This window comes from Tenacibaculum sp. AHE14PA, from assembly GCF_019278465.1.
Taxonomy (GTDB): Bacteria; Bacteroidota; Bacteroidia; order Flavobacteriales; family Flavobacteriaceae; genus Polaribacter; species Polaribacter bernardetii.
In genome coordinates this window covers 2,625,950-2,640,321 of record NZ_CP058983.1, presented here as the reverse complement: position 1 = coordinate 2,640,321, position 14,372 = coordinate 2,625,950, and the positions used below count along the sequence as shown (strand labels likewise).

10 protein-coding genes are annotated in these 14,372 nt (G+C 31.0%); 3 read left to right on the top strand and 7 right to left on the bottom strand.

Annotation, left to right across the window (positions count from 1 at the left end; translation table 11 throughout):
* The first annotated feature begins 61 nt into the window (after nt 1-61).
* The 3 genes from H0I30_RS12155 to cysM all read left to right on the top strand — a co-directional run bounded on the left by H0I30_RS12155 (nt 62) and on the right by cysM (nt 4,268).
* On the top strand, nt 62-2,383 hold the full coding sequence (locus H0I30_RS12155) for a TonB-dependent receptor (RefSeq protein ID WP_218773528.1): 2,322 nt from the start codon (nt 62-64) through the stop codon (nt 2,381-2,383).
* Between the two features lie 188 nt (nt 2,384-2,571).
* Nucleotides 2,572-3,390, top strand: a complete 819-nt coding sequence (epsC, locus tag H0I30_RS12150) for a serine O-acetyltransferase EpsC (protein ID WP_255554299.1) — start codon at nt 2,572-2,574, stop codon at nt 3,388-3,390.
* Nucleotides 3,390-4,268, top strand: coding sequence for a cysteine synthase CysM (cysM, locus tag H0I30_RS12145; RefSeq protein ID WP_218772125.1), 879 nt, complete (start codon nt 3,390-3,392; stop codon nt 4,266-4,268). Before epsC ends, cysM begins: the two co-directional genes overlap by 1 nt.
* A 251-nt stretch (nt 4,269-4,519) precedes the next feature.
* On the opposite strand, the gene H0I30_RS12140 is transcribed toward cysM, so the two are convergent.
* From H0I30_RS12140 to ruvB, 7 genes are all read right to left on the bottom strand, one after another.
* Nucleotides 4,520-7,234, bottom strand: coding sequence for a carboxypeptidase-like regulatory domain-containing protein (locus H0I30_RS12140; RefSeq protein WP_218772124.1), 2,715 nt, complete (start codon nt 7,232-7,234; stop codon nt 4,520-4,522).
* Between the two features lie 49 nt (nt 7,235-7,283).
* A complete protein-coding gene (locus tag H0I30_RS12135; protein WP_218772123.1) occupies nt 7,284-8,120 on the bottom strand; it encodes a GLPGLI family protein in 837 nt (278 codons plus the stop codon).
* A gap of 192 nt (nt 8,121-8,312) precedes the next feature.
* Nucleotides 8,313-8,696, bottom strand: coding sequence for a rhodanese-like domain-containing protein (locus H0I30_RS12130; protein ID WP_255554297.1), 384 nt, complete (start codon nt 8,694-8,696; stop codon nt 8,313-8,315).
* Nucleotides 8,697-8,702: 6 nt separating this feature from the next.
* Nucleotides 8,703-10,109, bottom strand: a complete 1,407-nt coding sequence (locus H0I30_RS12125; RefSeq protein ID WP_218772122.1) for a rhodanese-like domain-containing protein — start codon at nt 10,107-10,109, stop codon at nt 8,703-8,705.
* Nucleotides 10,110-10,117: 8 nt separating this feature from the next.
* Nucleotides 10,118-11,848, bottom strand: a complete 1,731-nt coding sequence (locus tag H0I30_RS12120; RefSeq protein ID WP_218772121.1) for a SulP family inorganic anion transporter — start codon at nt 11,846-11,848, stop codon at nt 10,118-10,120.
* Between the two features lie 35 nt (nt 11,849-11,883).
* Nucleotides 11,884-13,197, bottom strand: a complete 1,314-nt coding sequence (locus H0I30_RS12115; RefSeq protein ID WP_218772120.1) for a hypothetical protein — start codon at nt 13,195-13,197, stop codon at nt 11,884-11,886.
* Nucleotides 13,198-13,216: 19 nt separating this feature from the next.
* Nucleotides 13,217-14,239, bottom strand: a complete 1,023-nt coding sequence (gene ruvB, locus H0I30_RS12110) for a Holliday junction branch migration DNA helicase RuvB (RefSeq protein ID WP_218772119.1) — start codon at nt 14,237-14,239, stop codon at nt 13,217-13,219.
* Between the last annotated feature and the right edge of the window lie 133 nt (nt 14,240-14,372).

The window sequence follows — 14,372 nt, the reverse complement described above, 5'->3', positions numbered from 1 at the left end:
TACCTCTTTTTATTCGATTTTATTTTATAAAAAAATGAGACCGATGTCTTTTAGTAAACAAATGAAAGCTGTAGCTTTTTTAATCGTATTATTTACTGCCATAACAGTAAATGCACAAAACTTTATTATAACGGGTAAAGTAATTAACAATAATCAAGAAGCGCTTGTAGGTGCTACCATTGCTGTAAAAGAATTAAAAAAAGGAACCGCTACCGATTTTGACGGAAACTTTAAATTAAAACTAGAAAAAGGAACATATGGTGTTGAAATTTCTTTTGTAGGTTTTAAAACTTTAGTTAAAAACATAGCTGTTTTAAAAGATCAAAATATTACCTTTCAATTAACTTCTGATGCTACTCTTTTAGAAGAAGTATTAGTTTCTGCAGTGCGTGTACAAGCTGACGCACCAGTAACACACTCTAACTTATCTAAAAAAGAAATTGCGAAACGTAATTTAGGTCAAGATATTCCTGTTTTATTAAACTATTTACCAAACGTTATTTCTTCTTCAGATGCTGGTGCTGGTGTAGGTTATACGTATATGAGTGTTCGTGGGTCTGATGCTTCGAGAGTGAATGTTACGATAAATGGAATTCCGTATAACGATGCCGAAAGTCAAGGAACTTTTTGGGTAAATTTAGGCGATTTTGCTTCATCTACACAAAGTTTACAATTACAACGTGGTGTTGGTACCTCAACCAATGGTGCGGGTGCTTTTGGTGCAAGTTTAAATATTCTTACAGATGCTAGTGCCGAAAAAGCTGGTGGAGAAATTTCTAATTCTTTTGGTTCTTTTAACACAAGAAAGCACACAGTAAAATTTACGACAGGAAAACTAAACAAACACTTTGAATTTGCAGGACGTGTATCTAACATTTATTCTGATGGATATATAGATAGAGCTTCTACTGATTTAAAATCGTACTTTTTACAAGGTAGTTATACGGATGAAAATACGTTAATTAAAGCTTTAGCTTTTGGAGGAAAAGAAGAAACGTACCAAGCTTGGGACGGAATTTCGGCACAACAATTAAAAGAAGATAGAAGACAGAATCCGTTAACCTACGATAACGAGGTTGACAACTATCAACAAGACCATTATCAATTACATTGGAACGAGAAATTAACTAATAATTGGACAACCAATCTTGGTTTAAACTATACACGTGGTAAAGGTTATTTCGAGCAATTTAAAGACGGTAGAGATGCTGAAGATTATAATAACTTAATTGTTGACGATAGCGATGTTATTGTTCGTCGTTGGTTAGACAATCATTTTTATGTTGGTAACTTTAATGCTACTTATAAAAATGAAGGATTAGAAATTATATCGGGAGGTTCTTTTAGCAACTTTAAAAACGATCATTATGGTGAACTTATTTGGGGAAGTGATTTAGCTGCGAACACCAATATTAGAGATCGATACTATGACGGAAAATCAACTAAAAACGATTTTAGTGTTTTCTCTAAAGTGTCTTTTAATATTACCGAAAAACTTAGAACTTTTATCGATTTACAAGGACGTTTTATTTCTTATAAAACAAACGGATTAACCTCAAAAAGAAAACCTTTAAATGTTGATGAAAATTTTAAATTCTTTAATCCAAAAGTAGGTTTAACTTACAAAATAAATGACCAAAATAGTTTTTACGCATCTTTTGCAAAAGCAAATAGAGAACCAAATAGAAGCGATTTTAAATCGGGAGTAAATACTTCGGAAAGTTTAAATGACTACGAATTAGGTTGGCGTTTAAAAAATGATGTTGTTAAATTAAATACCAACGTTTACTTTATGGACTATCAGAATCAGTTAGTATTAACTGGTGAAATTGATGATACTGGAGACCCTTTACGTGGTACAAGCGGTAACAGTTATAGATTAGGTTTAGAAATTGATGCTGACATTCGTTTAACAGAGCAGTTTTCTGTTCGTCAAAACATTGCTGTAAGTAAAAACAAAAACGTGGATTTCTTTACTAATAGAGACGGATCTTTACAAGAATTAGGAAATACTACTATTGCAAATTCACCAAATATTGTTGCTGGTAACGCATTTACCTATCAACCTTCTGATAATTTTCAGGTAGCTTTTTTAACAAAATTTGTTGGAGAGCAATACTTAAGTAATACGGATACAAAAGCATCAAAATTAGATAGCTATTACACAAGTGATTTAAATGTGATGTATGAATTAAAAACAGCATCAATTTTTAAATCAATTGTATTTACAGGTTTGGTAAACAATGTTTTTAACAAAGAATATGTAGATAGAGGTTATATTTATTTAGATGATTGGTCTACTCCTGGAACTACACAAGAAGCACAAGGATATTATCCGCAGGCAACTATTAACTTTTTAGTAGGTGTTACTTTAAAGTTTTAAAAAACTTAAATTTATTGAATCACAAAAAAAACCTGAGTTATAACTCAGGTTTTTTTGATTACTAATTTCTTTTTACCATTGTTTATACTTGGGTGTAAACCTAAATAAATTACCTTATTGAGATAATCAACTAATATTTATAGATTGAGTCTGAAAAATAATTTTTATCTTAAAGATTATTAAAAATAATGACTGAACTTTGTAATAAAGTTTTGAATATCATGGACCATACACGTTTAATTGAAGTTATTAATAGCCAAAAAGCAGCTATTAAAATATCATCTACACTAAAAGCAGAGTCACAACGCTTTACACAATTAATGTTTAATACGTTTTTTGATAGTGAAACTGACACCGAAAAATCATTAATTGATTTAAAAGCGTTATTTATAAAAATAAGAGATATTGCTTGCCCAGAAATTAAAGGTAAGCCCTGTAAAACTTGGAACGATTTTATTAAAGGCATTCCAAACTTATTTTGTAATCTAAAAAAAGATGCAGAAGCTATTTTTAATAATGATCCTGCTGCTAAATCTCTTAACGAAGTATATCTAGCATATCCTGGTTTTTTTGCCATTTCAATCTTTAGAATGGCTAAAGAATTTAACCGTTTAGGCCTTCCTTTAATACCTAGGCTTATGACGGAATATGCTCATCAACTAACTGGAATTGATATTCACCCAGGTGCAACTATAGGTGAATCATTTTTTATAGATCACGGTACTGGAGTGGTTATTGGCGAAACAGTTATCATACATAATAATGTTAAAATATTTCAAGGAGTTACGCTTGGTGCACTTAAGGTAAAAAAAGGACTTATAAATAGTAAAAGACACCCAACAATTGAAGACAACGTAATTGTTTACGCAAATGCCACGATCCTAGGAGGAAATACTGTCATTGGGCAAAATAGTATTATCGGGGGTAACGCTTGGGTTACAAGTTCTGTCGCAAAAAATTCTATTGTGACACATAATCCTCTAATTGAAATAATTCCTATGAAATAATGAGTAAAACACTAATAAATCAAATTGGTAACACACCAATAGTAGAATCAATAGCTTTAAATTCTAATCCGAATGTAAAATTATATTTTAAATTAGAAGGCAACAATCCGGGGGGAAGTGTAAAAGACCGCGCTGCCTACAACATGATTAAAACAGCTTTAGATTCTAAAAAAATAAGCACCTCTACAAAATTAATAGAAGCTACTAGTGGCAACACAGGTATTGCTTTAGCTATGATTGCAGGTATATTTAACCTCGATATTGAATTGGTAATGCCCGAAACAGCTACTAAAGAGCGAGTTCAAACCATGAAAGCTTATGGTGCCAAGGTTACCTTACATCCCGATGGTATTGAAGGTGCTCGTGATTACGCAGAAAATAAGGTAAAAGATGAAGGTTTTTATTCTTTCAATCAATTTGCGAATGAAGATAACTGGAAAGCTCATTATAAAACTACTGGACCAGAGATATGGAGAGATACTAACGAAGAAGTAACTCACTTTGTCTCTTCCATGGGAACTACAGGAACTATTATGGGTACTTCTACCTATTTAAAAGAAAAAAATAAAGCTATTCAAATTGTTGGTGTGCAACCAACCGAAGGATCAAAAATTCCCGGTATACGCAAATGGCCTAAAGAATATCTACCAAAAATTTTCGATGCTTCTAAAGTCGATAGCGTTTTTGAAGTAAGTAGAGAAGAAGCAATTTTAATGTCGAGAAGATTAGCTAAAGAAGAAGGTATTTTTGCAGGTATGAGCAGCGGTGGTGCTACAACTGCAGCCCTAAGACTTGCCAGCGAACTAAAGGAAGGTGTAATTGTTACCATAATATGTGATCGTGGTGATCGTTATTTATCTTCTGAACTATTTGAATAGTAGCTACAAAATTAGAGTTCTCTAATTTTTGATAATTTATTTTTTCAATATTAGATCTATTCAGCTGTAATAATTTTATTTCATACTGATATAAGAGCTTATGTTGATATTAAATTTACCAATACAGGCCTAAACATAAGTAATTACAAGTAAACATAAAAAAATAGGGCTATTAGCATCTTAAATGAAACTAATAGCCCTATTTTTAGTATACAATACTTTTATTTAAACTTATAAAATCATCCCAAAAACTACAAAGTATACACAAACCTAAATGTTACAAATCGCGGTTGTATAAATGTTTCTGAACTAAAAACAGAAAGATTGTTAGCGCTATTTCTTACTTGAGAATCAATATTTAAAAGGTTTGTAGCTTTAATTTCATACTCCCATTTTGCATCTCTATCCTTTCTATACGATAAAGTAGCATCCCAGTTCTGAAAAGATTGCGAATTACCGTTGCCTAAATCTTGATTTGTATAGGTATAATTGGTTTTAAATGTGATTCTTTTTTTAATATAAGCATCAAATTCTATTGAAGGTGCATTGGTTGTAAATGTAGTACTTCTGCTTCCTTGGTCATTATTTGTAATACTATAACGGTATCTTAAACTTACATTTGGTGCTTCTCTATAATTAGTTCTTACACCTGGCGTATAACTTTGTGTATAACCCTTATTTAACGACTGAGTTCCCTGTATTAATTGATTTATTTTGCTGTAATTAAAACTTGCATTTAAGCTTGCTCTTATTTTACCAAAAGTTCGTTGTACGCGTCCAAATACATTAACATTTTCATCTGCAAAATTCGAATTAAAAAAAGTACTTGTTCGTATAACATTTTCAAAATTTGTTAAACTTCTTACCTGATCTATATTGCTAGAATATGCCGCTCTGGCAAAAACATTCGTATAATTAAAAAGATTAAAGCTACTGTAAAATAAACTCACATTATGCGATAATGCATTTTGCAAATCTGGCTCACCAAATTGAATACTATTATAGTTATTTAATACCAAACCTTCTGCTAATCTTGTAACATCTGTAAACTGATTTCGCATTTCATATCGCAAAGTTAAAGACTCACTTTTCTTAAACTGAATTCGAGTTTCGAAATCAGGCAAAACTCTAAAAAAGTTATCTTCATACGTTTCTCCGAACTGTACGTTTTCGTTTCCGTATGCATGCAAAGAAAAACCTGGTGTTATTGTAAATTTACCTGCTTTTAATCGATAGTGTACACCTAAATAAATATCACTAAAATTATATGTTATATCGTTAGATGCTTTTCCGTCATTAAAATTTGGCGTAGGCACAAATTTAGATCCATCGTTTAAAAACTGAAATATTGAAGAATTAAATTCCTGTTTACTTATAATTGTTCCTAATGTAAGGTTAAGGTTACTTTTTGTATTTAAAATATTAAAGTAATCTAGTTTAGCATCTAGTTGATTCGATTTTATACGCCTATTCTGTCCTAAATCATAAGTATTTAATGATGTGTCTAAACCTAAAGCATCTGCTGTTGTATCAAAAGGATCTTCTCCATTTGGGTCATTACCTAAAACAGCATTATAAAAAGGATCTTCATTCTTAATTAAATGCTGCGCCTCGAAAGCAAAAATGTTGGTTTCGTTAAGCGTATAATAATAATTTATTTTTTGATTGATGCTAAAAGGTGTTACTTCTTCTAGTTGATTTGTGTTGCCTAATACTGATGAAAAAATACGTTGATCTTGTGTGTCGCTAGATACACGAGCTATAATATCGTATTCTAATTGATTGTTCATGTTCGGCTTATAAGACGCGCTTAATTTTAACAAACCTTGATTAGAGCGCTCAGTACCATTCTGAGTGGTTTCCTCATCAGGAATACCTAAATCAGGATTTGTGTATTGCACAAAACTTGTTTCTTTAGACAGTATACGACTGCTATTGTAAATTAAAAACCCACTAAGATCTAGTGTCTTTTTTGGTGAATAGCTAAAATTTCCTGTAGCTAACTTATTATCTACTTGTAAAGTATTTGCCTGATTTGTTAAAAAATTAAGGCTGTTATCTCCTAAATTAATACTTGTTCCGCTGCTACTACTTGGCGCTCTAAAACCGCCACCAAAACCTCTAATATCTCTACGAGTTAAAGCTAGTTCACCTATATTATTAAGGTCTCCAATAAAGTTAATACTATATTCCGGATTGTAATAAAAAAGCTTAGGTTGCACTAAGTAAAGTTCTTTATCGGGTGAAGATCCGCCGCCTACAGTTACATTACCAAACCAAAAATTCTCTTTCCCTTCTTTTAACTTTATATTTAAAGCTACATTGTTCTGATTGTTACTTACGGCTCTTAATTGACCTACTTCAGAGTAATTACGTAAAACCTCAATCTTATCTACAGCCTTAGATGGTATATTTTTGGTTGCTAGCTTTGTATCGCCATCAAAAAAATCCTTACCATTTACCATTAATTTATTTACAACCTTACCTTCTACTTCTATTTGCCCATTTTCATTAATCTCTACACCTGGTAATTTTTCGAGTACATCTTCTAACTTTCGTTCTGTTCCGTTTTTAAAAGAATCTGCATTATAAATTAAAGTATCACCTTTTACTGTAACAGGCATTTCGTAGGTAATTTCTACTTCATCTAGCGTATTATCTGATAAGAGTATAAAATCTCTATTTAAATCATCTTCTTTAGTTGATATAACCTCTTCAAAGGTTTTCATACCTATATAACTAATTTGAATCTTATAGGTTCCGTTTTTACCTAAACTTAACTTATATTTTCCTTTCTCATCTGTAATACCGTATGCTTCTAAAACACTTGTTTCTTCATTTATAGCAATCACATTGGCTAAATCTAAAGACACGTTTAAACTATCTTTAACAACACCTTCGAGTTTAATTTGCGAAAATGAAATACTAACTAAAAAAAACAAGGCAACAGAAAGTGCTTTTTTCATGATTATATGGTATTGGTTATATTTAATTAAGATATTTTTCTAAAGGATATTAATTTCTTCTTCTTCCTCGATTGTTACGCATCTCAATCATTTTACCTTTAATTGTTGCCTGATAATCATTTTTAGTTATTTCTTTTCCTTTACTAGGCGCTTCTATTTCTATTTTATCTTGTGGATTCATTACAATTTTTGAACACAATAATGTTGTATTACCTGCGCTTACTTCTAAAATAAGACCCGGTAAACCCCAGTATTCTCCCGGACCATGACTTACTGGTATTTTTGGAGTATACCAAGCTTCAACAGCTGTCATTTCTATTGCTGGCTCTGCTGATTTAACGTCTAAAGAATCTGTCTTTTTAGTAGAAGAAGATCTTAAATCTGCCCATGAAAAATTAAACCAAGTAAGTTCTTTGGTTGGTATTAAGGCTGTAGCTTTAAAACATAAATACTGTCCTATTTGCTTTGACTCCTTACCCATTTTCCATTTTATAACTTGTAACTGATCTTTTACTAAAAATTGCTTTCCATAAAACTCTTGACTTTGCACTAAAGCATTTTCCTTTATGTTTTTATATTGATCTCCTTGCGTAAAGTTCTTACCCCAAGAATCTGTTGCTCCAGAAATTGCATCTAACTTATCTTCCTCTAAAAATATCGATTTCTCTTTATTAAAATTAAGCACATATCTTTTCTCTAACCGATTCTTTAATCGTGCTTGTATTTGTTTCTTTTGAGCTTCACTCATTCCAGCTCCCCAACTACCAAGTTCCATTTTAGATTTAGAAAAATAAAAGGCTTGTCCTTGAAACTCTTGACTATTTGGCGTAAAAGACACTAATAAGACAGACGTTAACAAGATTAATTTTAAGAAAAGTGGTTTCATAATTTATTTTTTTTGTTTAACAAATATAAGAAAAGACTAAACACAAAATTTTGTTTGTGATAAATTTAACAGTAATGCTGTTTTACTTAAAGCAATATACTCGAAACTTTTAACTTATTTAATAGTTATAAAAACCAAAAAACGAGCTAGAAGCTCGTTTTTGATATACTTTTTATAAGTACTATGAAATTATTATTTTTTAACTATTTCTTTTTCCCATGCTTTATAACCGCCTAAAACATTATATGGTTGAAATCCTTTTTTTAATAATAACTCTGATGCTATTTTAGATCTACCTCCTGATCGGCAATAGATATATACTGGTTTTGTTTTATCTAATTTAGCCAATGCCTTTTTTTCAAAATCACTACCTGTTACATTTATTTCTATCGCATCTTTAATAGTCCCTTCTACCCATTCTTCTGGCGAACGAACATCTACTAGCTGAACATTTTCATTGTTCTTTAATACAACTTGTAAATCGTTAATAGTAATATCTTTCACTCCATCTTCTTTTGAAGCACAAGACATTATTATCGTTAAAATTAATCCTAAATAAAGAATATTTTTTTTCATGTCGTTTTATTTTAATGTTGACGGACAAACATTGGCCGTTCTATTGATTGTTGTTTTTTTGATGGCTCCATAACCACCTGCTACATCAATTACATTATGATATCCTCTAGACTTTAAAATAGACGCTGCTATTACCGAACGATAACCACCGGCACAATGAATATAAAAATTTTCCTTTTTTGGAAATTCAGATATATGGTCATTTAAAAAATCTAATGGCGTACTTGGCACATCGATAATATGTTCGTTTGCATATTCCCCTGGTTTTCGGGCATCAAAAACTTTTGCTTTGTTGTTTATCGCTTCCTCTAGATCATTTGCCGATACAGAACGTAAAGTATCTATTTCTTTTCCTGATTTTTGCCAAGTCTCAAAACCACCTTCTAAATACCCTAATACATTATCAAAACCTACGCGAGATAAACGTGTAATTGCTGTTTTTTCTTCTCCTAAAGGCGTTATTAATAAAATTGGCTGAGTTACATCTTTAATTAAAGCACCAACCCAAGGAGCAAACGTTCCTCCTAAACCAATAAAAATTGATTGCGGTATAAATCCTTTTACAAAATCGAATTGATGGCGTACATCTAAAATGATGGCATCTGTTGAATTACTTACTTTTTCAAAATCTTCAGCAGATAATGCTATCGCTCCTTTTTTAATAACTTCATCTATTGATTCATATCCTTCTTTATTCATCTTTACATTTAAAGGAAAATAAGCCGGTGGTGGTGCTAAACCATCCGTTACTTCTTTTATGAATTCTGCCTTAGTCATATCTGCTCTTAAAGCATAATTGGTTTTCTTTTGATCACCAATAGATCCTACCGTTTCTTTACTTAAGTTTTTTCCACAAGCAGAACCTGCTCCGTGTGCAGGATATACAATAACGTCATCCTCTAAAGTCATTATTTTTGTGCGTAAGCTGTCATATAAAAGTCCCGCTAAATCATCTTGAGTAAGTGTTCCTTTCTGCGCTAAATCTGGACGCCCAACATCACCTAAAAATAAGGTGTCTCCACTAAAAACTGCGTGGTTTTTCCCGTTTTCATCTTTCAATAAATACGAAGTACTTTCCATCGTATGCCCTGGTGTGTGCATTGCTGTAATGGTAATATTACCTACTTTAAAAACTTCCCCATCGGTTGCTATATGAGATTTGTAATTTGTTTTAGCCGTTGGACCGTATACAATTGTTGCTCCTGTTTTTTCTGCTAAGGTTACGTGGCCACTTACAAAATCTGCATGAAAATGAGTTTCAAAAATATATTTAATATTCCCGTTAGCTTCTGCTGCTTTTTTTATGTAAGGTGCTACTTCGCGTAACGGATCTATAATTGCTATTTCTCCATTACTTTCTATATAATATGCTCCTTGTGCTAAACAACCTGTATAAATTTGCTCTATATTCATAATCTTATTTATTCGTACGCTTGATGTATATACTGTGCGTATTTTTTTTGATTTTTATTATCTCCTGTTTTAAAAAAATTTACTGCGCCATTGGCACGCATAAAAAAGTGATCTATACTTGCCACTTCTAAAAGACCTCCTCTAAAAAAAGCGTCTCTAACGGGTCCTTTTACTCCTGCAAAATAAAATGCAATGTTTCTTTTATTGTAATATTTTATACGCTCTTTAAGCATTTCTACTCCGGTACTATCAACTCTATTAATACTTTCGGCATCTAAGACAATTAATTTTAATAATTTTCCTTTTTCCCCGACCATTTCATCTAGTTTTTCATGAAAATAATTTGAGTTGGCATAAAACAATTGTGCATCAAAACGAAATACTAAAATTTTATCATCAATAATTACATCTTTAAATCTGTTTTTATTTCTGTAAAAATCAGAGTTTGGCACCTTTCCTAATTCTATTACATAAGGTCGTGATGTTCTAAAAATTAAGATTACTAAAGACAAGCTTACACCTATTAAAATACCGTATTCAATACCAAAAAAGATAGTCGCTAAAAATGTTGCTATCAACAACCAAAAATCTAAATTATTAGCTGTCCAAAGTCGTTTAGCTTCTTTTATATTTATTAAATTAAATACAGCTACTATGATAATAGCGGCCAATATTGTTTTTGGTAAATGATAAAATACTGGTGTCAAGAAAAGCAATGTGAGTACAACTATTAGTACCGATACAATTGCTGATATACCTGTTTTACCACCTGCTTCTTCATTAATTGCCGAACGAGAAAAGCTTGATGTTGATGGATAGGATTGAAATAACGAACCTACAACATTGCTTAAACCTAAAGCTATAAGTTCTTGATTTGGTCTTATTCTATATTCATCTTGCTTTGCTTCTAATGTTTTACCTATCGATATAATCTCTAAATACCCAACCATAACTAAGGTTATTGCTATTGGTAATAATTCTCTTATTAATGCGATATCTATAACCGGAATACTAAAACCTGGTAATCCAGATGGAATCCCTTTTACAATTGCTACATCTATAAAATAATCTTTAGAAAAACGAATTACCAATATCCCTATTACTACAACTATTAAAGCATTGGGTATTTTTTTATTGATTTTTCTAAAAATCATAATTATAATACATGCAATAATTCCGATTACGGCAGTGTTGGTATTAAAATATGAAACTCTTTTAAAGATATCTTCAATAAGAATATGTACCTGATCGCTCTGTAAAAAATCTACTCCTAATAAGTTTCTAAATTGATTTAACCCTATAATTAATGCTACCGCAGATGTAAATCCTACTATTACAGGTCTTGATAAAAAATTAACAATAAAACCTAAACGAAAAAGCCCCATTAAAAGCTGAATACCACCCACCATTAATGCTAATAAAATAGCAATAGCAATATAACTTTCTGATCCCATTAAGGCTAATGTTGAAACTCCTGTAGCCACAATTAAAGAATCCATTGCTACTGGACCAATTGCTACTTGGCGAGACGAACCAAAAATTGCATACATTAATTGCGGTACCAAAGCAGCATATAAACCATAAATAGGTGGTAAACCTGCAATTAATGCATAAGCAATTCCTTGCGGAATTAAAACCGTTGCTACAGTTATACCTGCTACAACATCACCTCTAAGTTGAGATTTTTTGTAGTTTGGTAACCACTCTAAAATTGGTATGAATTTTTTTAATAATTTCATTAAAATATCAACTTTACTTTTTTTAAAAAATGAGATTAGTTGTTTGTTACTTTGTAAAACTTAATTTTCCATTTCAAGGTTTCCGAATTTTTAAGCTCTTTCCTTACTTTAATAGTATGTATTCCTTTTTTTAAGTTCGAAATATCTAAATAAGAAATAATTCCTGCTTGTTTAGTTCTAGAATGTCCATGTTGCCGCAGAAAATCTGCTGTAATTTTTTCATTATCTATATAAATATGATAATACTCTTTATAACAATTTAAAGTAAAGGCATCCATTTCTTCTCTTGCCAACTCAAATGATTTATCATCCTCTTTTTCTAAAGTACCACACAGTTGAGTTCTTACGTTTTTTTCATAACTAAAAACAGGGATAAAAATCTTTAAAACATCCGAAGTTACTTTGTCTGATTCTATTTCTGGTGTTAATAAAAACGTATTTGTTTTATTTTCGTCTTTATAAAAACTTGCATAAACCTTCGTTGTATTAAAATATTTTTGATGAGATACTAAATAAAATATATTTGTTTTTATTATTTGATTCATTGTTAAAAATAAACCTACAAAAACAAATGATAAAACTAGATATACCAACGATTTCTTCTTTTTAAAATTAGAACCGAAAATCATTGTTATTTGTAAAATTGATTTATATAATGGTCCGAAAGTTAACATTGAAACAAACTTATTTATTTTAAAAGTGATTGTTTGTATTTTCTCTTTTTCTTTATTTACTTTTAAATTAGAAATAAGTGTTATGATCATTTGCAGGAATAAGCAAAACGTAAAAAAGCCTGCAGGGATTAATAAAATATATGAAGCTATATATTTTGATAAAAGGTTATATACAAACAAATAAACACTTGCAAAAAGAGACATATATGCGTACATAAACAACAATGTAAATGCTGCTGAAAAAATTACGCTACATAGCTCATCTGTTTTTTGTATTGATTCTTTTAACTTTGGTAAGACTTCTAATATTTTTTTTGTGTAAATTTTAGAATACACACTATCCTCAATACTGTAATCAGGGAAAACAGAATTCAACCCTACCAAACCTATCCAATAAGCTCGTAAAACAAAGTGTATTACAAACATTGCTGCTAACATACTTACCGCCAAAAGACCAAAAGTTACAATGAAATAAGCTATAAAATATTGATTAGGATTTAACACATCAATAAAAAAATTGGTTGCCCAACTAACAATATCAAAAAGCTTAAAAGTTCCGAAAATAGCGATAGCAGAAACCAGTAATTCAGCTTCCCAACTCTCTTCTTTTAACCTTTGTATCCATCCGTTAGATGGCTCTTTAGATATATTTTTATTAATATTTTCTTTTTCCATTTAGAAGTTTAATAATTACTTAAAATAATTCACCTTGATTCTTCCCTTTAATTCGCCCTAAATGTTGGTAAGCCAAATCAGTTACTTCTCTACCTCTTGGAGTACGCATTATAAAACCTTGTTGAATTAAAAACGGTTCATATACTTCTTCAATGGTTTCTGTATTCTCACTAACTGCTGTTGCAATTGTACTAATTCCTACAGGTCCTCCTTTAAATTTATCAATTATAGTTACTAAAATCTTATTATCCATTTCATCCAATCCATGAGCATCTACATTCAATGCTTTTAAAGCATAAACTGCTATTTCTATAGTAATACTTCCATTACCTTTTATTTGTGCAAAATCTCTAACTCTTCGTAATAATGCGTTTGCTATTCTTGGTGTTCCTCTACTTCTACCAGCAATTTCTATAGCTGCTTCCATAGAAATTGGTACGCCTAATATTTGCGAACTTCTTTGAATAATAGTAGTAAGTAATTCTGTTGAATAATAATGCAAACGACTACTGATTCCAAAACGAGCTCTCATTGGTGCTGTTAACAATCCAGATCGAGTCGTAGCTCCTACTAATGTAAACGGTTCTAAATTTATTTGAACCGTACGTGCGTTGGGTCCAGATTCAATCATAATATCGATTTTATAGTCTTCCATTGCAGAATATAAGTATTCTTCTACAATCGGACTTAATCGATGAATTTCATCTATAAATAACACATCTCGTTCATCAAGATTTGTTAACAATCCTGCCAAATCTCCTGGCTTATCTAAAACAGGTCCTGAGGTAACTTTAATACCCACACCTAACTCATTGGCTAAAATATGTGCCAAGGTTGTTTTACCCAATCCCGGAGGACCGTGAAACAAAGTATGATCTAAAGCTTCATCTCGTTGATTGGCTGCTTCAACAAATATTTTTAAATTATCAATTGCTTGATCTTGTCCTGAAAAGTCATCAAAAGAAAGCGGACGTAGTTTTTTTTCTACATCTAAATCGTCATTTGATAGATTCGTATTTTCAGGATTTAAGTTTTCGTTCATATAGGTACAAATATACTTGAAATATAATTTTTGCTTTGTAATAATTGTTACGCAACAACATTACCAATGCTAAGGTACATAATAGCATTTAGAATTGTAAAACAAAAAAGCCTTCCAATATTGGAAGGCTTTT